The organism is Streptomyces coeruleofuscus (assembly GCF_039532725.1).
In the GTDB taxonomy this organism is placed as follows: Bacteria; Actinomycetota; Actinomycetes; order Streptomycetales; family Streptomycetaceae; genus Streptomyces; species Streptomyces coeruleofuscus.
This window is the reverse complement of record NZ_BAAASE010000001.1, coordinates 267,467-287,459: the sequence shown is the minus strand read 5'-3', so window position 1 is coordinate 287,459 and position 19,993 is coordinate 267,467. Positions and strand designations below refer to the sequence as shown.

15 protein-coding genes are annotated in these 19,993 nt (G+C 68.8%); 8 read left to right on the top strand and 7 right to left on the bottom strand.

The window, feature by feature from the left end:
- Window positions 1-155 precede the first annotated feature (155 nt).
- The 4 genes from ABFX81_RS01245 to ABFX81_RS01230 are packed head-to-tail and all read left to right on the top strand — an operon-like array spanning window position 156 to window position 4,720.
- The gene (locus ABFX81_RS01245) at window positions 156-1,241 is read left to right on the top strand and encodes a substrate-binding domain-containing protein (protein WP_086843415.1); all 1,086 of its coding nucleotides are present in this window, start codon (window positions 156-158) and stop codon (window positions 1,239-1,241) included.
- 12 nt (window positions 1,242-1,253) lie between these two features.
- The gene (locus ABFX81_RS01240; protein ID WP_086843413.1) at window positions 1,254-2,033 is read left to right on the top strand and encodes an ATP-binding cassette domain-containing protein; all 780 of its coding nucleotides are present in this window, start codon (window positions 1,254-1,256) and stop codon (window positions 2,031-2,033) included.
- Window positions 2,030-3,307 (top strand): sugar ABC transporter permease, encoded by a 1,278-nt coding sequence (locus ABFX81_RS01235; RefSeq protein WP_381033819.1) that lies wholly within the window; start codon window positions 2,030-2,032, stop codon window positions 3,305-3,307. Before ABFX81_RS01240 ends, ABFX81_RS01235 begins: the two co-directional genes overlap by 4 nt.
- Before the next feature lie 60 nt (window positions 3,308-3,367).
- On the top strand, window positions 3,368-4,720 hold the full coding sequence (locus tag ABFX81_RS01230; RefSeq protein WP_086843409.1) for an extracellular solute-binding protein: 1,353 nt from the start codon (window positions 3,368-3,370) through the stop codon (window positions 4,718-4,720).
- 206 nt (window positions 4,721-4,926) lie between these two features.
- Here the strand turns inward: ABFX81_RS01230 and ABFX81_RS01225 are convergent, their stop codons facing one another.
- Window positions 4,927-7,725 carry an aconitate hydratase AcnA gene (locus ABFX81_RS01225; RefSeq protein WP_086843407.1) on the bottom strand — a complete coding sequence of 933 codons (2,799 nt, stop codon included), beginning with the start codon at window positions 7,723-7,725 and terminating at the stop codon, window positions 4,927-4,929.
- Between the two features lie 277 nt (window positions 7,726-8,002).
- Here ABFX81_RS01225 and ABFX81_RS01220 point away from each other — a divergent pair, with 277 nt between their 5' ends.
- From ABFX81_RS01220 to ABFX81_RS01210, 3 genes are all read left to right on the top strand, one after another.
- On the top strand, window positions 8,003-8,203 hold the full coding sequence (locus tag ABFX81_RS01220) for a DUF4236 domain-containing protein (protein WP_086602445.1): 201 nt from the start codon (window positions 8,003-8,005) through the stop codon (window positions 8,201-8,203).
- An 83-nt stretch (window positions 8,204-8,286) separates the two neighbouring features.
- Window positions 8,287-9,816 carry a helix-turn-helix domain-containing protein gene (locus ABFX81_RS01215; RefSeq protein ID WP_086843405.1) on the top strand — a complete coding sequence of 510 codons (1,530 nt, stop codon included), beginning with the start codon at window positions 8,287-8,289 and terminating at the stop codon, window positions 9,814-9,816.
- A 28-nt stretch (window positions 9,817-9,844) separates the two neighbouring features.
- Window positions 9,845-10,387, top strand: coding sequence for an SMI1/KNR4 family protein (locus ABFX81_RS01210; RefSeq protein ID WP_086843403.1), 543 nt, complete (start codon window positions 9,845-9,847; stop codon window positions 10,385-10,387).
- A gap of 61 nt (window positions 10,388-10,448) precedes the next feature.
- Here ABFX81_RS01210 and ABFX81_RS01205 read toward each other — a convergent pair whose 3' ends face one another.
- The 6 genes from ABFX81_RS01205 to ABFX81_RS01180 form a co-directional block, all read right to left on the bottom strand.
- Window positions 10,449-14,834, bottom strand: a complete 4,386-nt coding sequence (locus ABFX81_RS01205; RefSeq protein WP_086843401.1) for a golvesin C-terminal-like domain-containing protein — start codon at window positions 14,832-14,834, stop codon at window positions 10,449-10,451.
- Window positions 14,835-14,880: 46 nt separating this feature from the next.
- On the bottom strand, window positions 14,881-15,144 hold the full coding sequence (locus ABFX81_RS01200) for a hypothetical protein (RefSeq protein WP_346137492.1): 264 nt from the start codon (window positions 15,142-15,144) through the stop codon (window positions 14,881-14,883).
- A 227-nt stretch (window positions 15,145-15,371) separates the two neighbouring features.
- Window positions 15,372-16,385 (bottom strand): hypothetical protein, encoded by a 1,014-nt coding sequence (locus ABFX81_RS01195; RefSeq protein ID WP_086843397.1) that lies wholly within the window; start codon window positions 16,383-16,385, stop codon window positions 15,372-15,374.
- A 12-nt stretch (window positions 16,386-16,397) separates the two neighbouring features.
- Window positions 16,398-16,913, bottom strand: coding sequence for a hypothetical protein (locus tag ABFX81_RS01190; protein WP_086843395.1), 516 nt, complete (start codon window positions 16,911-16,913; stop codon window positions 16,398-16,400).
- Window positions 16,914-17,294: 381 nt separating this feature from the next.
- Complete coding sequence (locus tag ABFX81_RS01185; protein WP_086843393.1) at window positions 17,295-18,140, bottom strand: oxidoreductase; 846 nt, start codon at window positions 18,138-18,140, stop codon at window positions 17,295-17,297.
- Window positions 18,137-19,009, bottom strand: coding sequence for an MmyB family transcriptional regulator (locus ABFX81_RS01180; protein ID WP_086843425.1), 873 nt, complete (start codon window positions 19,007-19,009; stop codon window positions 18,137-18,139). Before ABFX81_RS01180 ends, ABFX81_RS01185 begins: the two co-directional genes overlap by 4 nt.
- A gap of 128 nt (window positions 19,010-19,137) precedes the next feature.
- Here ABFX81_RS01180 and ABFX81_RS01175 point away from each other — a divergent pair, with 128 nt between their 5' ends.
- Window positions 19,138-19,935: an SDR family NAD(P)-dependent oxidoreductase gene (locus tag ABFX81_RS01175; protein ID WP_086843423.1), complete on the top strand. Its 798-nt coding sequence runs from the start codon at window positions 19,138-19,140 to the stop codon at window positions 19,933-19,935.
- The last annotated feature ends 58 nt before the right edge of the window (window positions 19,936-19,993 follow it).

The window sequence follows — 19,993 nt, the reverse complement described above, 5'->3', positions numbered from 1 at the left end:
GAGCCGAGACCGGAACCCGGGTCCCCGCCCGAACGCGGGCGAAGGCCGAACCGGCCGGAACCCGGACGCGAGCGAGGGCCGGGCCCGGGCCGGCACTGGGCGCCGGGCCGGAGTGGCCCCCGGGGACCGGGGCGTTCCCAGGAGGGAGGTCCGGGATGAGGAGCCGTAGGTGGGGGCTGGGCGCCGGGCTCGTCGCGGCCGTCATGGCGGTGTCCCTGGCCGGCTGTACCGAGGACGGCGGGCAGGGCGAAGGCGGGTTCACCGTCGGGCTGCTGCTGCCGAGCCGCGCGGTGCCCCGCTGGGAGCAGTCCGACAAGCCCTTGATCGAGAAGCGGGTCAAAGAGCTGTGCGCCGACTGCACGGTCGCCTACGCCAACGCGGAGAACGACGCGGCGAGCCAGCGGCAGCAGATGAACTCCATGATCACCAAAGGTGTGTCCGTCCTGATCCTGGACGTCGTCGACCCCAAGGCGCTGCGCTCCTCGGTCCGCGCGGCGGACCGCGCGGGCATCCCGGTCGTCGCCTACGACCGGCTCGCCGAAGGCCCGATCTCGGGTTTCGTCAGTTTCGACGGCGGCCGGGTCGGCAGGCTCCAGGGCGAGGCACTCGTGAAGGGCATGGAAGCCAGGGCCGACGACGGCGGCGGCGTCGTCATGGTGAACGGCGATCCCTCCAGCCCCAACGCCGCCTGGTACGAGGACGGCTCCCGGTCCGTGCTCCAGGACAAGGTGCGGATCCTCAAGTCGTACAACACCATCGGCTGGCGCACGGAGAACGCGCACGACCACATGTCCGCCGCGATCAATGCCCTCGGCCCGAACCGGATCGACGGCGTGCTCGCGGCCAACGACTCGATCGCCGCCGGCGTCATCGCGGCGCTCAAGAGCGCCCGCGTCTCGCCGCTGCCCCCGGTCACCGGCCAGGACGCCGACCTCGACGCCGTGCGGCGCATCGTCAAGGGCGAGCAGTACATGACCGTCTACAAGCCCTTCCGGCAGGAGACCGAGGCGGCCTCCGCCATGGCCGTCGCCCTGGCCCGCGGCAACGACCTCGACGCCCTCGTCACGACGACCATGGACAGCCCCACCACGAAGGACGTGCCGGCCGTGCTGCTCGACCCGGTCTCCGTGACGGCCGAGAACATCGGGCGGACGCTCGTCCGGGACGGCATCTACACGATCGACCAGATCTGCACCCCGAAGCTCCGGTCTGCCTGCGACCGGATCGGGCTCACCCGGTGAGGGAGGTATCCCGTGGCCCATCCACCCGTCCTGGCGTTGCGCGGCATCTCCAAGCGGTTCGGCGGCGTGCAGGCGCTCGTGGACGTCGACCTCCAGGTCCGGGCCGGTGAGGTCGTGGCCCTGGCGGGCGACAACGGCGCAGGCAAGTCCACGCTGATCAAGGTGATCTCGGGCGTGAGCCCCGCCGACCGGGGCGTCATCGAGTGGGAGGGGCGGCTCGTGCAGATCAAACGCCCGCACGACGCACACTCCCTGGGCATCGCGACCGTGTACCAGGACCTCGCCATGTGCGACAACCTGGACGTCGTGGGCAATCTCTTCCTCGGCCGGGAGATCGACCGGGTGGGCATCCTGGACGAGGTGGAGATGGAGCGCCGTGCCCGCGACCTGATGCGGACGCTGTCGATCCGTATCCCCGACGTGCGCATGCCGGTCGCGGCGCTGTCCGCCGGGCAGCGGCAGGCCGTCGCGATCTCCCGCTCGCTCATGGGCGCGCCCAAGGTGCTGCTGCTCGACGAGCCCACCGCCGCCCTGGGCGTCGAGCAGACGAGCCATCTGCTCGACCTCATCGAGGAGGTCCGCGACCGCGGTATGGCGATCATCCTCATCAGTCACAACATGGGTGACATCAAGGCCGTCGCGGACCGGGTCGCCGTGCTGCGGCTGGGCCGCAACAACGGCCTGTTCGACGTCAGCACCGTGACGCAGGAGCAGATCATCTCGTCCGTCACCGGGGCGGCGGACAACGCCGTGGCGCATCGTACGAAGGGCGACGAGGAGGCGTGGCCGTGACCGGGGGCGGACCGCCCGGGGGCGGCGGCGCCGGGCCGGTCGCGCCCGGCCGCGGGCCGCGCACCCGCGGCTGGCCCGGCGGCCTGCGCGACTACGCCCTGGAGATGCGCGGCAGCGTGCGGGACGCCGAGCGCGGGCCGCTGCTGGTGGTCGCCGGGCTGATCGTGATCTGGATCGTCTTCCAGGCGCTGGACGACAAGTTCCTCTCGCCGCGCAACCTGTCCAACCTGAGCGTGGACATCGTCGGGACCGGGCTGGTCGCCGTCGGCATCGTGTTCGTGCTGCTGATCCGGGAGATCGATCTGTCGGTCGGCTCGGTCAGCGGCCTGGCGGGGGCCGCGTTCGCCGTGCTGAACGTGAACCACGGGATGCCGGAGGGGCTCGCGGTGATCGTGGCGATCGCCGCGGGCATGGCGGTGGGCGCCTTCCACGGGTTGTTCTTCGCGTGGCTCGGTGTGCCCGCGTTCGTCGTGACCCTCGCGGGGCTGCTGATCTGGAACGGCCTGACGCTCGACCTGCTGGGCGCGAGCGGCACCATCAACATCGACGAGGAGGGCTTGGTCGCCTCTCTGACCAGCCGGCACTTCGGTGACGACGTGGCGGCGTACGCGGTGGCGGCGCTCGGCACGGCCGGGTACTTCCTGGCCGCCCACCGCAAGCGCGCCCGGCACCGGGCCGCCGGGATGCCGTACCGGCCGACGGGCGAGATCGGGCTGCGCACCGGTCTCCTCGCCGTGCTCGCCTTCGCCGCGGCCCACACGCTCAACCGGTTCCAGGGGCTGCCGCTCGCGCTGCTGATCTTCCTGGTGGTCCTCGTCGTCTCGGACTACGTGCTGCGCCGCACCCGCTACGGGCGGCGGGTGTACGCGCTCGGCGGCGGGGTCGAGGCGGCGCGGCGGGCGGGCATCAGCGTGGAGCGGGTGCGGGTGGCGATGTTCATGGTGTCGGGGACACTGGCGGCGATCGGCGGACTGTTCGTGGCCTCCGGCCTGACCTCGGCGAGCCCCACGACGGCCCGTGCCGCGGGCTCCGGGATGCTGCTGATCAACGCGATCGCCGCGGCCGTCATCGGCGGTACGAGTCTGTTCGGCGGGCGTGGCTCGCCCTGGTCCGTGCTGCTCGGCGTGCTGGTCATCCAGTCGATCGCCTCGGGCATGGGGCTGCTGGGTGTCGAGGACGCCGTGCAGTTCATGATCACGGGTGGGGTGCTGCTGGCCGCCGTCGCGGCCGACGCGCTCTCCAGACGGGCGGCGGCCCGGCGGGGCCGCCCATGAGCCATGCTTTTGTCCCGAAATGCCTAAGAAACGGCAAAGGTGGGTAAGGGCCGGAGTGCCATGAATCGCAGCCGCCTCGTCCGGGCGGCCGTGGCCGCCACGGCCGTCGCAGGCCTGGTCCTCGTCGGATGCGGTGACACGGACCCGCCCGGCGGCGAACAGGCCGACCTCAGTGTGCTCGCCACGGACGTGCCCCAGATACAGACCCTCAAGAAGCTCACGAAGAAGTACTTCACCGCGGAGACCGGCATCACGGTCGACTACACCCTGCTTCCGGAGAACGAGGCACGGGAGCGGATGAACCGCGAGTTCGCGACCCAGGCCGGCACCCACGACGTGGCGAGCGTGAGCGCGTACGAGGTGCCGATCTACTCGGACAACGGCTGGCTCGCCCCGCTGGACCCCTATGTGAAGGCCGACAAGGACTTCGACCAGGACGACGTCTTCCCCAACCTGGCGTCCTCGCTGACCGGCGAGGACGGCAAGCTCTACGCCGAGCCGTTCTACGGCGAGGGCTCCTTCCTGATGTACCGCAAGGACCTCTTCCGCAAGGACGGGCTGACCATGCCGCCGGACCCGACCTGGCAGCAGGTCGCCGACCTCGCCGCCCAGGTCGACGGCACGGACGGCGCGAGCGGCATCTGCCTGCGCGGCCTGCCCGGCTGGGGCCAGAACCTCGCCCCCCTCAACACGGTGGTCAACACCTTCGGCGGCGCCTGGTACGACATGGACTGGAACGCGCGCCTGACCTCACCGGAGTTCAAGAAGGCCGTCGCCTTCTACGTCGACCTGCTCCGCTCCCACGGCCAGCCCGGCGCCGAACGGATGGGCGTGCTGGAGATCCTCGACAGGTTCGTCGCGGGCAAGTGCGCCATGATGTACGACGCCACGTCGCTGGCCTCGTCGATCGAAGCCGACGGTTCCTCGGTCAAGGGCAAGGTCGGCTACGTCCCGGCCCCGCACGACCGGACCGAGAAGGCCGGCTGGCTGTGGACCTGGGCGTGGGGCATCCAGCAGGCCTCCGACAACAAGGACGCCGCCTGGGAGTTCATCTCCTGGGCCTCCTCCAAGGAGTACCAGGAGCTGGTCGGGCAGGAGGTGGGCTGGACCGCGGCACCCGCCGGGAACCGCAGGTCGCTCTACGCCAACCCCGAGTACCAGCAGGCGGCCGACGCCTGGTACCGGCAGGAATACACGGCGGCGACCGACTCCGCCGACCCGAGGAACCCCGGCGTCGCCCCCCGCCCTTACGCCGGCATCGGCTTCCTGGGCATACCCGAGTTCGCGGTACTCGGTACGGCGGTCTCCCAGCAGATCGCCGCGGCCATCGCGGGGCAGCAGTCGGTGGACACGGCCCTGGACAAGGCGCAGGACCTCGCTCAGGCCGCGGCGGCGAAGTACCGGGGCGAGTGACCCGGCGGTCCCCGCCGCTCGGAGAGTGCCGGCACCCCGCCGTGCGACTTCCGGGCCCGCTGAGGGAACCCCGTGTTCAGCCTGAGCGCGGCCGATGGCCCCGTGCCGTCGGCCCCCCCGGCCCTGGCGTCAACGGCAGCGGGCCGCGCTCCCGGTCACCCGGGAACGCGGCCCTCGAACTGCCGTGAAGCGCCTTGCCGGTCCGCTTACTTGCGGATCAGGCTGCGCAGCACGTACTGCATGATGCCGCCGTTGCGGTAGTAGTCCGCCTCACCGGGGGTGTCGATGCGGACGACCGCGTCGAACTCGACGCCGGTGTCGGTGGTGACCTTCACCGTGCGCGGGGTGGTGCCCTCGTTGAGCTCGGTGACGCCGGAGATGGAGAAGGTCTCCTCACCGGTCAGACCGAGGGACTCGGCGGACTGGCCCTCCGGGAACTGGAGCGGGAGGACGCCCATGCCGATGAGGTTCGAGCGGTGGATGCGCTCGTACGACTCGGCGATGACGGCCTTGACGCCGAGGAGCGCGGTGCCCTTGGCGGCCCAGTCGCGGGACGAGCCGGAGCCGTACTCCTTGCCGGCCAGGACGACCAGCGGGATGCCGGCGGCCTGGTAGCTCTGCGAGGCGTCGTAGATGAAGGAGACCGGGCCGCCCTCCTGCGTGAAGTCACGCGTGTAGCCGCCCTCGGTGCCCGGCGCGATCTGGTTGCGCAGGCGGATGTTGGCGAACGTACCGCGGATCATGACCTCGTGGTTGCCTCGGCGCGAGCCGTAGGAGTTGAAGTCACGACGCTCCACACCGTGCTCGGTGAGGTACTTGCCGGCCGGGGTGTCGGCCTTGATCGCACCGGCCGGGGAGATGTGGTCGGTGGTGACCGAGTCGCCCAGCTTGGCCAGCACGCGGGCGCCGGAGATGTCGGAGACCGGGGTGGTCTCCATCGTCATGCCCTCGAAGTACGGGGGCTTGCGGACGTAGGTGGACTCGGAGTCCCACTCGAAGGTGTTGCCGGTCGGGATCGGCAGCGCCTGCCACTGGGCGTCGCCCGCGAAGACGTCCGAGTAGGACTTGGAGAACATGTCCTCGCCGATGGCGTTGGCGACGACCTCGTTCACCTCGGCCTCGGAGGGCCAGATGTCCTTCAGGAAGACCGGGTTGCCGTCCTGGTCGGTGCCCAGGGCGTCACGGGTGATGTCCACCGTCATGGAGCCGGCGAGCGCGTAGGCCACGACCAGCGGCGGGGACGCCAGGTAGTTCATCTTGACGTCGGGGTTGATACGGCCCTCGAAGTTCCGGTTGCCGGAGAGGACCGAGGTGACCGCGAGGTCGTGGTCGTTGACGGCCTTGGAGACCTCCTCCGGCAGCGGGCCGGAGTTGCCGATGCAGGTGGTGCAGCCGTAGCCGACGAGGTTGAAGCCGACCTTGTCGAGGTACGGGGTCAGGCCCGCCTTCTCGAAGTAGTCGGTGACGACCTTGGAGCCCGGGGCGAGCGTGGTCTTGACCCACGGCTTGCGGGTCAGGCCCTTCTCCACCGCCTTCTTGGCCACCAGCGCGGCGGCGACCATGACGTAAGGGTTGGAGGTGTTGGTGCAGGAGGTGATGGCCGCGACCGTCACGGCGCCGTGGTCGATCTCGTAGGTCGAGCCGTCGGGGGCGGTGACGGTGACCGGGTTCGACGGTACGGCGGCACCGGTGCCGTCGGCGTGCTGCGGGGCGCCGGCGCCGTTCTCCTGGCTGCCGTAGGCCGGGGCGTCGGAGGCCGGGAAGGACTCGGCGCTCGCCTCGTCCACCGGGGAGGCCGAGGCTGCGGCCTGCTGGGCGACGGGCGCGTCGACGTAGTTGAGGACGTCCTTCGCGAACTGCTGGGCGGCCTCGGCCAGGACGATACGGTCCTGCGGGCGCTTCGGGCCGGCGATGGACGGCACGACCGTCGACAGGTCGAGCTCCAGCTTCTCGGAGAAGTCCGGCTCGGCCTTCGGGTCCAGCCAGAGGCCCTGCTCCTTGGCGTACGCCTCGACGAGCGCGAGCTGCTGCTCGGAGCGGCCGGTGAGCTTCAGGTACTTGATGGTCTCGTCGTCGATCGGGAAGATCGCGGCGGTGGAGCCGAACTCCGGCGACATGTTGCCGATGGTCGCGCGGTTGGCCAGGGAGGTGGCGGCGACGCCCTCGCCGTAGAACTCGACGAACTTGCCGACGACACCGTGCTTGCGCAGCATCTCGGTGATGGTCAGCACGAGGTCGGTGGCGGTGGTGCCGGGGGTGAGCTCACCGGTGAGCTTGAAGCCGACGACGCGCGGGATGAGCATGGAGACCGGCTGGCCGAGCATGGCGGCCTCGGCCTCGATGCCGCCGACGCCCCAGCCCAGCACACCGAGGCCGTTGACCATGGTGGTGTGCGAGTCGGTGCCGACGAGCGTGTCGGGGTACGCCTGGCCGTTGCGGACCATGACCGTACGGGCCAGGTGCTCGATGTTCACCTGGTGGACGATGCCGGTGCCGGGCGGGACGACCTTGAAGTCGTCGAAGGCGGTCTGGCCCCAGCGCAGGAACTGGTAGCGCTCCTTGTTGCGGCCGTACTCCAGCTCGACGTTCTGCGCGAAGGCCTCGTTCGTGCCGAACTTGTCGGCGATGACGGAGTGGTCGATGACCAGCTCGGCCGGGGAGAGGGGGTTGACCTTCGCCGGGTCGCCGCCCAGCTCCTTCACGGCCTCACGCATGGTCGCGAGGTCCACGACACAGGGAACGCCCGTGAAGTCCTGCATGATCACGCGGGCCGGCGTGAACTGGATCTCCTGCGACGGCTGGGCCTGCGAGTCCCAGCCGCCGAGGGCGCGGATGTGGTCGGCGGTGATGTTCGCGCCGTCCTCGGTGCGGAGGAGGTTCTCCAGCAGCACCTTCAGGCTGTAGGGGAGGCGCGCGGCGCCCTCGACCTTGTCCAGCCGGAAGATCTCGTACGACTCGTCGCCCACCTGCAGCGTGCTGCGGGCGTCGAAGCTGTTCGCCGACACGACAGTCTCCTTCATTGATGTGCGCGTACCACCACGATCCTGCCGCCACGGCCTCTCGACCGATCCGCTAAGGTAAGGCTAAGTTAGGTAACCCTTACCGTTGGACTCGTTGACGGCTTGCGTCTGCGGTGCTCCTCGGCAGATATCTCGATGTCGAGATAACTCTAGTACACCGGGCGCGGTTGGTCATGCCCCGGCGTCCGCCATGCGGTCATGCACGCCCCTCTCCGGGGTATCCGAACCAGGTATCCACGCCACGAACGGAGAGGAGACAGGCATGCCGCTCACGTTCCGCAAGAGTTTCCGGATCCTTCCGGGGGTGCGCCTGAACATCAACAAGCGCTCTTGGTCCATCACGACCGGCGGCGGGAAGAACGGCCCGCGCTACACGCGCAGCAGCACGGGACGTCGTACGACATCGATGGATTTGCCCGGACCTTTCGGATGGCGACGCACGCGTACGAGTCGCCGACCGTGAAGCGACCGGGGAGGATTGACTCCCCGTCACCCGAATGGACCCCCTGGCGGGCGCCATCTCATATCTGAGATAGCCTCAACCTCATGGCAGACGATTACCTCGTACGCATCGGCAAGCTCATCCGTGACGCCCGGCAGCACCGGGGCTGGACTCAGTCACAGCTTGCCGAGGCGCTCGGAACCAGTCAGAGTGCCGTGAACCGGATCGAGCGCGGCAACCAGAACATCAGCCTTGAGATGATCGCGCGGATCGGGGAGGCCCTCGACAGCGAGATCGTGTCCCTCGGTTACGCCGGTCCGATGCACCTGCGGGTGGTCGGCGGGCGCCGTCTCTCGGGCGCCATCGACGTCAAGACGAGCAAGAACGCGTGTGTCGCGCTGCTGTGCGCCTCACTGCTCAACCAGGGGCGCACAGTGCTGCGCCGCGTCGCCCGCATCGAGGAGGTGTACCGCCTCCTGGAGGTGCTGGGCTCGATCGGCGTGCGCACCCGGTGGATCAACGACGGCGTCGACCTGGAGATCGTGCCGTCGGCCGAACTGGACCTGGCGTCGATCGACGCGGACGCGGCCCGCCGCACCCGCTCCATCATCATGTTCCTCGGTCCGCTGCTGCACCGCATGGACCACTTCAAGCTGCCCTACGCCGGCGGCTGCGACCTCGGTACGCGCACCGTCGAGCCGCACATGATCGCCCTGCGCCGGTTCGGTCTCGACATCGCCGCCACCGAGGGCCAGTACCACGCGATGGTCGACCGCTCGGTCCGCCCCGACCGCCCCATCGTGCTGACCGAGCGCGGCGACACGGTGACCGAGAACGCGCTGCTCGCCGCCGCCCGGCACGACGGCATCACCGTCATCCGCAACGCCTCCTCCAACTACATGGTCCAGGACCTGTGCTTCTTCCTGGAGGCCCTCGGCGTCAAGGTCGACGGCATCGGCACCACCACGCTCACCGTGCACGGCGTGCCGACCATCGACGTCGACGTGGACTACTCCCCCTCCGAGGACCCGGTCGAGGCGATGAGCCTGGTCGCGGCGGCCGTGGTCACCGAGTCGGAGCTGACGGTGCGCCGGGTGCCGATCGAGTTCCTGGAGATCGAGCTGGCGGTCCTGGAGGAGATGGGCCTCGACCACGACCGCACGCCCGAGTACTTCGCCGACAACGGCCGCACCCGGCTGGTGGACCTCACCGTCCGGCCCTCCAAGCTGGAGGCGCCGATCGACAAGATCCACCCCATGCCGTTCCCCGGCCTGAACATCGACAACGTCCCGTTCTTCGCGGCCATCGCGGCGGTCGCCCAGGGCAAGACCCTCATCCACGACTGGGTCTACGACAACCGCGCGATCTACCTGACGGACCTCAACCGCCTGGGCGGCCGGCTACAGCTGCTGGACCCCCACCGTGTCCTGGTGGAGGGCCCGACCCGCTGGCGCGCCGCCGAGATGATGTGCCCGCCCGCCCTGCGCCCCGCCGTGGTCGTCCTCCTGGCGATGATGGCGGCCGAGGGCACGTCGGTGCTGCGCAACGTGTATGTCATCAACCGGGGTTACGAGGACCTGGCGGAGCGGCTGAACTCGATCGGGGCGCAGATCGAGATCTTCCGGGACATCTGACACGGCCTGCCGCCGACGCGAGGAACCGATGACCACCATGGAACCGCTGGATCAGTCCATTCAGCGCATATCTCAGTGGATGCAATCCCAGCCACTCGTCGCACCGCTCAACACCCCGGCCTCCGAAGCGGACATCACCGCCCTCGGCCAGGCGATCGGTCGTGACGTCCCCCCGCCCTTGGCGGCACTTCTCCGCTTCTCGAACGGCCTCGACCGGTACAAGCTGTTCCCCACCGGCGAAAGGCTGCTGAGCTGTGCGCAGATCGAACGCGCCCACACCAGGTACGTGGAGATCGCCCGGCAGAACGAAGACCACGACTGGTGGCGGCCCGAATGGGTCCCCTTCGCTGAACAGCGCGACGGACACGAAGGGTTCCTGATCGATACGGGACACCCGGTGCACCCGGTCCTGAAGTACACGGAAACGGATTATCCGCGTCCCTATGCCCCTTCGACGGCGCGGCTGCTGCACGCCCTCGCCGCCGCCCTCCACGGCACGCAGAACGATCCGGAACTTCCCTTCTGGGGACGTTCCGTGTCCGTCACGGACGGCGTGATCGAGTGGTCCTGACGGCCGAGACGGGTGTGGTGCCGACGCGTTCCGTCGGCACCACACCCGTCTCTTCACCCGCTCAGCTGGGCTTCTGCGCTTCCAGCCAGTAGGCGTCACCCTCGATCACGCGGTTCTTCGCGCGCCAGTTCGGGAACGGCTGCATCGACTGCGTGTTCTGGTATTTCGACATGCTGGACCGTCCGCACGGCTCATCCCACGTCGGTACGTGGTACCGCGAGTCCGGGACGAGACGCCACCTGCCGTCCGCCCCCTTCTTCGCGATGGTGTTCACGCACTCGTCGCCGGAGCTGACCTGCTTGGAGTTCTTACCGCCCCACGACGGCGGAGTGGCGGCACTCTGCCAGGAACGGGCGAAGGGGAACTCGTCACAGCTCGACTCGTCGTCCGGCCAGATGTCCGTACTCAATGTCGCATCCGGGCTGCGCACGTACTTGGGGGAATCCGGGCAGATGGTGTCCCGGTTGTGGTCGTAGACCGACTTGCTGGAACCCGGCACGAGGACGTCGTCGCTGAGGTACGTCAGCGGCTCGCCACCCTTGACGCCGTATTTCGCGCTGGTCTTGTTCCGGAGCAGCCAGATGTGCGCGGTGGCTGCGGGGAACTTCTTGTCGTTCATGGCGTAGGTGGGCTTGTACCAGGAGAAGACGCAGCCTGCTCCGACCGTGTTGAACTCGTTGTCGCAACGGACGTCGAGGCCCGTCTTCTCGACCGTCATCGGGTTCTTGATGACGTCGCCGTTGGTGCTTCCGCCGAACGTCCAGTAGGGGACGATGGGTCCGCTGTCTCCGGTGGATTCGATCCACTTCATCTTGGTGGTGACGATCGCGGTGTGCGTGTCGCCCAGGACCCACTTGTCGCTGCCGGTCCAGGTCACGCTTTCCACGGAGCAGTAGCCGCGGCACAGGTATCCCAGATCGAGGTCGACCGTGTTCATGACGCCGGCCATGCTGTTCAGCTTGATGGTCGTCGTCTGGGTGAACGTATCGCTCTTGACGTCCGTGTCGATCTCGTTGCGGTAGTCGAACAACGCCTGTCCGTCAGGCGATCCGGTCCGTCCGTCGACGTGCAGCACGCTGAGTTCGGAATGGATGCAGGCATCGGTCCGGTTGTAGGTGACGGACTTGTCCGTCACCGAGCACGCCGCGGTGTCTCCGGCCGAAGCGGAACTCGCCGCGAGCGCCATCGCGGAGGACTCGTACGGGAAGAATCCCCCCTCGACCGTGTCCGGTGTCTCGTTCGGCACCGGGTCCGCGGCGTTCGGGTCCGGATCGGAGAAGGTGAGATCGGTGGGGATGCCGGAGTAGTCGCCGGGCACGAAGGCGATGGCGTCGTAGGCGATGTCCGCGCTTCCGTTGCCGCCGTTGAAGTTGTGCAAGTTGACTTCGGGCGTCATGCCGCTGAAGAAGTACGCGCCCAGGTCGACCCACTTGTTGGACTGATTGGCGTCCTGGGAGATCGCCTTGACGGTGGTGCCGTGCGCGTGAGTGATGCGGTATTCGGCCTTGGAGGTCTGCGCCCCGTGATCGGGAACGTGCGCGTACACCTTGGCCTGGCCGTCATAGGAGGTGATCTGGCTCCCGAGCTTCCACGTTCCCGTCACCTTCATGCGGTCCCCGGGTGCCGGATAGGACTCGGGCGAACGGGTGTGGGTGAACCAGAAGTGGTTTCCGTACCCCGCACCGATCTGATGGGTGTCGATCTTCCCCGGATAAGTGGTGATCGTCTGGCCGGTATCGGTATCGACGACGTCGGAGGGCTGGTACGTGAAGGTGAACGTGCCGTCCGACTTCGCCGCCCCGCATCCGCGTGAAGCGGATCCCGCCGGGGTCGTGCCGCCCGGCACATCGTCCACGATCAGCGCGTTCGACGGCAGGCCGCTGCTACAGCGCGGCGGGTAGGAGTTGGCGTCCGGCTGTTCCGGATACGACGTGCTGAAGCGGTGCACCTGGTTGCCGCACTCGGCCAGCCGGTCGCAGTCCTTCCACTGGGCCGACTTGTCCCACCAGCAGTGCAGCCAGTGCGGGTTGGTGTCGGAGTCGCCCGCGTCGAGCTGGCAGGCGCCCATGCCGGGGTCGTTGGAGTCGTTGTCGCCGATCTTGGACGGCACGCAGTCGTTGGACGCGTCACAGAACCGGTCGATCGGCGGCTTGACGGTGCTGCGGTACGCGTTGCTGTTCCACCAGGCGGCCAGGTAACCCGGCTTGAAGTCGCCGGGAGCGAACATCGCCGAGATCGGGCGGGCGGCCCAGCCGAGGACCTTCTCCTCATAGGGCCAGTCCTGCGGGTGCGCGGCATGGCTGTAGTCGTCCTTGGACGGGTCCACGGCGTTTTGCAGGAAGGGGACCCGGTTGGCCTTCCACAACGGGTTGGCCGGGTTGTTGGTCCAGCCCAGTCCCTTGTGCCCGGCGGAGTCAGCCGTCTCGTAGAAGCCGGAGTTGTACGCCCACAGGGCGAAGAACCAGTTCTCGATCCACTTCGGATGGCCGTCGTTGACCTTCATGCCGGCCCTGTAGGTCTGGTTCCACTTGTCGGAGAGGATCTGCACGCCGTAGGCGATGTTGGCGGTGTAGTCCAGCGCGACGGCATCCTGGGTGAGCGGGGACAGGGCCGTCTCACCGTCCTTCTCCTTGCCGGCCAGCCGCATGCCGTCGGTGGCCTGGGTGATGCCGTAACCGCAGTCCGCCTCGGAGAAGTTGATGCGCCACGGGTCGGCCTGCGTACCGTCGGAGGTGTACTGGGTGCCGTAGTAGTTGCCTACGAGGCTGTTGGCGGTGACACCGGGGACGGCGAACCGGGTGGCCTGCCACATGTTGGATTCCTGCGCGGTGACGCCGAGCATCACCTGCGAGGGTATGTGCCAGCGGTCGGTGACGTCGGGGTCCTCGTTGTCGAGGGTGCCGTTGGGGTCGCCGGCCAGCACGATCGGCGGGAACAGGCCCTGGGGCTGGTAGCCGCCCATGCCGGTGTTCTTCCAGTTCGGCGAGCGGTAGAAGTCCAGCTCACCGACGACGGCCTGGTCCACGGCCCATTCCACCTGACGGGGCGTGGGCTGGAACGCCTGCTTCTTGACGTCGTTGCGGGCGACCGCGCAGTAGCGTTCGCCGGTGCCCTCGGACGGGCTGTCCGTCGTGCCGGTGATGAGCTGGGTGCGCATCGTCTGAGTGGACATGCCCTCGCTGTCACCGCTGACCGACGGCTTCGCGGACGAGGCCTTCCCCGTCGGGAGTCCCAGCGCCGGGGAGAGCCGGCTTCCGGCCTCGGCGCGCTCGGCGGACAGCTGAGGTGTCGCGTCCAGCTCGGTGTGCTTGCCGGTGGCGACCACGTCCAGACTGATCCGCGCATCGCGGACCTGCTTGGCGTCCTCGGGTGTGATCAGGCTGGTCTTGCCGTCCGCCCAGGAGGTGGACACGCCCGCGTGGCCCAGGCTCGACATGCGGGCACCCTTGGCGAGATGCCCCGGGTTCCTCACCGGTCCCGGCAGGGTCCCCGTGTTCTTGGCCTTACCCGTGAGGAACACCGTGCCGCCGGGGGTGGCGGACAGCTCCCAGTCGGTGAGCTTTCCTTCGGCCACCGTCTTCGGGGTGGTCTTCCTGCCCTTGACCTGGGTGGCGTTCAGCCGCTTGGCCCAGGACTTCGCCTTGGTCTTCTTCGAGTCGGTTTCCCGGTCGATGAAGGTCACGCCGTCGCCGCTGTCGGCCGCGATCTGGAACGGCACGTGCTTCGTCACGGCGAGGACGGTTTCCTTCCGCCCGTTGATGCGGACGAGCCTGTTGCCGTGGCCGGCCACGATGCCGTGCCGGGTCGGGACGGCCGAGGTGACCTGGCCGGGGAAGGCGGCCGGCTTGGACTGTTCGCCGGTGGCCGCGTCCACGGTGATCAGACGGGTCTTCTGCTCCTCGTCCCCGTCGTGGGTCAGCTGGGTGAACACCGCGTCGTCCCCGGTGCCGCAGCCCGGGGAGAAGTAGGCCAGCGACGCGGTGAACGGCAGCTTGGTGACCTTGCCGCTGCCCAGGTCGACGACGGCGGTGAACGCGCCGCGCACCATCAACTCGGGCTTGTTGGTGAACGTCCGGGGTGCGTAGGCGATGGCCGCGTACTTCCCGGACCCGGTCACGCAGGCGTTGCCTATCCAGGAGTCCGCGTCGAATCCGTCTTCGCGCAGGGTGGCTACGGTGGTGAATTTGTAGCCGTCCTTCTCCTTGCCGGTCAGGACATGGAATCCGGTGCCGTCGCCGGACGTGGACAGGGCCACGTCCTTGGAAGAGGAGTGGTTCTTGCCCAGGACGGTTGCGCGGTCCTTCCGGCCGACCTCGCGGGGCTTGCTCGTGACTTTCGGCAGGCTCTTTCCGCCTTGCACGGCGTTGTCGGGCACCTTCGGCCCCTGAGCCTGAGCGGAGATGGACAGCGACGAGGCGAGAAGCGCAGTCGCTGCCGCTATCACCACCGCGCGTTGCCTCTGTCTTATACGCACAGTAGAGGTGTTCTCTCTTCTATTTCCGGTCGACGACGGGAGTGAACTCGTCGACGTAGATCTTCGGAGTCTGCGGAACCGGGCCCATGTCCGCCGAGCCGATCACCGCATCGTCCCGTCGGGTCTTTCCGGGCGGGACGTCCTGAAGCCAGAACCGGTCGTACGCGGTCCAGCCCTTACCGTCAGCGATGCTGATCTGGACCGAGTACGTCGCTTTCCGCTCGTCGGTATTGGCTACCTCGATCTCGGTACGCACACCGCTCTTTTCGGGCGTGGCACGCACGGTCAGGTCTCCGTACTCCAGGACACGCGTGCGGCCTTCGGAGTGCACCGAAGGCACAGGCGATGGACGCACCGGCGGACTGCTCTGCTCGGCGCTCGGAGTCGCCGGCCGCTGGGAGGCGGGGGCCGGATCAGCGCCGCCGACCGTACACCCGGCGGCCAGCGCACACGCCGCCATCAGGCACAGTGCCCGGACCGTCCTCGATCCGGGCATTGCCGCACCGGCCTTCACCGGGCGGAAGCCGCCATCTGCTTGCGCGCGGCCGCGATTTCCTTGCCGCGCTGCTCCTTGATGGCGTTCAGCCGGCTCTTGTTGTCGGCGATCTGCTTGTCCTGGATCGCGGACTCCACGTCAGACCAGATCTTCACCAGGTCCGTCTGCTTCTTGCAGTCGATGTCGTCGACCGCCAGAGCGATGGACTCCTGCGACGGCTTCCCGTCGTCGGTGACGCCCTGGTCCATCGCCTTGTACGGATCGGCAAGTCCCTTGTGCCCCTTGCCGTCCATGCACGAAGACCACGCGGCGATGGCCTTGACGACCTTGTCGTCCTTCATGGACCGCACCAGGCTGTCCCCGGCGAGCTGCGCCACGACGACCGGGTCGGCCGCCTGCACGCCGAGCTGCTCCTTGGACCAGCCGACGCAGCCGCCCGTCTTCAGCTTCTTTCCGTTGTACTCCGACCGGGCGGGCTTCGTCTGGCCCAGGCCGGCGAACGCGCCTCCCGCCTTGACTCCCTCGGGGGCCTTGGGCAGTTCGGGCTTGGTGTGGCCGGTCAGGACCTCGACCTCGACACCGGACAGATCACGCATGGGCTGCTTGGTGTGCTCCCGCAGCGCCGGGGGGAGCTCGTAGCCGTACTTCTCGGCCTGGGCCCGGTCGGTGATGCCGTAGCGGCGTTCGATGTTGGCATCGTTGTCGCTGGGAGGCGGGTTGGCGCCCGCCTTCGGCAGCGTCAGGTCGATGCCGTACTCCTTCATGCAGGACTGCTGGAGATCGTTGGCGGCCTGCTCGATGGTGACCTGGTCCTCGTAGGAGGCCATGTAGGCCTCCAGCGGAAGGGTCAGATCCTTGGTCAGGCCGCTGGTGGGGGTCTTCTCGGGCCAGTTTTCCTTGTTCACGATCGGTTTGCCGTCAGCCGCATTCTGTGCGGTGTCCGGAGTCGTGCCGGAGGAGCAGGCGCTTACCAGGAGAGCCGAAGCTGCCAGGGCTACGGCGGCGGCTGTCTGCTTGATGCGCTTCACGGGGTTTCCTTCTTAAGCGAAGTGGGACGACGCGTTGTTGTTCTTCAGGGCGGAGATCAGGTTGGTGATGTTGCAGTCTCCGTAGGGCCCGTTCTTCGCGAAGTACTGAGATGTGCCGCCGTAGCCGGAGCTGTAGTACACGCGATAGTTGTCGTCCCGGGCACAGTTCTGCACGGACGCCGAATTGTTCTTCATGTACGCGCCGTTGCCATTGCCGCCGTTGCCGAAGACATACCGGTAGGTCGTCAGCGAGGACCCCTGGTACTGGCTCGTGCCCCAGTGGTCGTACACGTTGCCGTAGAACGTCGTGAAGGCCGACTTGATGTAGCCGTCCTGGACGGCTATCTCCTTGGAGTTGTAGAACAGCCACAAGTCACCGTACGAGCACGTGATCCACGGAACGTCACAGTTGTCGGTGACCTTGTACTCCGCCGCATTCGCCGGAGCAGCGCTCGCCATCACAGCCGCCACTGCCGCGAATGAGGCCGCACAGGCGGCCATCTTCTTGCCGACGCGGAAGCTCCTCATCAGATCTCCATCGATAGGTCATTAATGCGAGGGAGATCTTCACACCCGGGTGAGTGTCATGGCCATGAAAGATGCGTGATCGAGACCTGGCGGGGCTCGCGGAGGTCGGCGAGGTGGATGGAGCTCTCCAAGTCAGGCGCGGATACTCGTGAGTTCTCAAGAGTCGGTGGCAGCGCCCAGCCAGGAAAACGACCGCTCGAAAGCCCAACGGCGCGGAAAAACAGCCGAGTTGCAGGCCAGAAACCGGAAGTAGCCTTCAACGGCCTCGGGGTTGTCGATGACCAGCGGATCCGCCGTCGTGGTGAGCGGCTGGAAGGTGTGAGGCAGGGCACGTCGGAGTCCGCTACCGGCCCGACGGTTTTTTTCCTGCCTGAGCTTCCGTCAGGCGGCCGGGTAGTCGGCGCCGACGGTGACGTCCCGCCAGGTGTCGAAGCCGGCCCGGAGCGTGTCGAGCCGCGCGGTGGCGATGTCGTACGCGGCCTTCCCCAGCAACAGACGCAACGGGGGCTCGGACGACTCGACGGCGTCGATGACGGCCGCGGCCGCCCGCAGCGGATCGCCCGGCTGGTGGCCGTGGGTGGCCAGCGTGGCGGCTCGCCGCGCGCCGGCGGTCGCCGCGTAGTCCTCGATCACGGTGGCCGACTGGCGCATGGAGGGGCCGGACCAGTCGGTGCGGAAGGCGGCGGGCTCGACGAGCGTCACCCCGATGCCGAGCGGGGCGACTTCGGCGGCGAGCGACTCGGACAGCCCCTCCACCGCGAACTTGGTGGCGTGGTAGTAACCGGTGGCACCGAAGGCTGCCAGGCCTCCGAGGGAGGAGATGTTCACGATATGACCGGCCCGGCGGGCGCGCATACCCGGCAGGACGGCACGGGTGGTCTCGACGAGCCCGAAGACGTTGGTGTCGAACAGGGCCCGGACCTCCGCGTCCTCCCCTTCCTCGACGGCGGCGAGATACCCGTAGCCGGCGTTGTTCACCAGGACGTCGATCCGCCCGAACTGTGCTTCCGCCCGCTCGACGGCTTCGGCGACCTGAGCGGGATCCGTGACGTCGAGGGCCAGGGCGAGGGCCCGGTCGCCGTGGTCGGCGGCCAGGCCGGCGATGGTGCGCGGATCGCGTGCGGTGACCGCCGCCCGGTGGCCGCGTTCGAGGAGGGTGGCGGCGAGGGCGCGGCCGAGGCCGGTGGAGCAGCCGGTGATGAACCAGACGGGCGTGCTGTCGTTCATGTGCGGAAGTCCTTGGTCGATTCTGTAGTCGATTCGGTGGGGTGCTGCTCGCCAGCTCCGAGGCTGCCCAGCAGGGTGAGCGCCTGTTCGGACGGGCTGCCCGGGGCGGCCTGGTAGACGACGAGTTGCTGGCCGGGGGCGCTGTTGACGGTGAGCGACTCGTAGTCCAGCGTCAGTTCACCGACCTGCGGGTGCCGGAACCGCTTGGTCTCACGGGCCTTCTGGCGGATGTCGTGGCGGGCCCAGAGTCGGCGGAACTCCTCGCTCTTCAAGGACAGTTCGCCGACCGTCGCGATGAGCTGCGGGTCGTCGTGGCCGGTCCCGGCGGCGGCCCGCAGCCCGGCCACCGTGTTGACCGCCACGCGGTCCCAGTCCGGGTAGAAGTCCCGCGCGTCCGGGTCGAGGAAGACCAGTCGCAGCAGGTCCCCGCTGTGGGTGTGACCGGCGAACAGCCCGCGCCCCAGGGCGTTGTGGGCCAGCACGGTCAGGCAGCGGCCCAGGACCACCGCCGGAGTGCTGTGCCAGCCCTCCATCATGCGCAGCAGGACCGGGCTCACCGGCTCGGGCCGGTTACGGCCACGTGGGCGGGCGGCGACGGGGCGGGCCAGCCGGTGCAGGTGGTCGACCGCGTCGTCCTCCAGCCGCAGTGCCCGGGCCAGCGCGTCGACCACCTGCGCCGAGGGGTGCCGTTCCCGGCCCTGTTCCAGGCGGACGTAGTAGTCGGAGCTCACCCCCGCCAGCATCGCGACCTCTTCCCGGCGCAGGCCCGCCACCCGGCGCCGGCTCCCGGTCGGCAGCCCCGACTCCTCGGGGCTCACCAGGGCACGCCGGGCACTCAGGAACCGGCCGAGCCGGTTGTCGCTGTCCATGTCGTCCACCGTAGGTCCGGCCGCGGGACGGCGGGAGCCCGCAAGGTGGCCGCGCCACTCCTACGATCCGCTCTCCTCGGGACGGTGCGGCCTGGTCACCGGTGCGCGGCGGACGCACGGTGGACGGCATGACACACACCGCCGAATCACTCCCCCACACCTCCGACTCCCTCCCCCTCACCGGCCGGGTCGCGGTCGTCACCGGCGCCTCCAGCGGGATCGGTGCCGCGACGGCGCGCCGCCTGGCGGACGGCGGTGCGAGCGTCGCGCTGCTGGGCCGCCGCGAAGACCGCCTCGAGGCGCTGGCCGGGGAACTGCGCCGCGACGCCCCCGGAGCCGTCCTGCCGGTCGCCGTCGATCTCACCGATGGCGAGGCCGTGCCGGAGGCCGCCCGCGCCGTCGCCGGGGCGCTCGGCACCGTCGACCTGGTCGTCGCGAACGCCGGGGTCATGCTCGGCGCACCCTTCGAACGCGCCCCGTCCGACGAGTGGGACCGCATGATCGACGTCAATCTGCGGGGCCTGCTGCACACCTCCCGCGCCTTCGCCGACGACCTCCTCGCCGTGGGCGCCCGCGGCGGCCCGGCGGACCTCGTCCACGTCGGCTCCGTGGGCGGGCACGCCCTCTTTCCCGACTGGTCCGTCTACTGCGCCACCAAGGCGGCCGTCGCCCATCTCACCCGCAACCTGCGTGCCGAGCTCGGGCCGCGCGGTGTCCGCGTGAAGAACATCGAGCCGGGCGTGACCGGCACCGAACTCGGGGCGGACATGCAGGACCTCGGGATGCGCGAGACCCTGTCCCGCCTGCGCTCCGGCGTGGGGCCCCTGGCCGCCGAGGATATCGCCGAGGCCATCGCCTTCGCGGTGTCGGCGCCGCCGCACGTCAATGTCGCGGAGATGGTCGTGGTACCGGTGCGGCAGGGGTGATCCGCGCCCCGTACAGCGCGCGGAGCTCGGGCACGCGGTTCTCCTCGTCAGGTGTGGA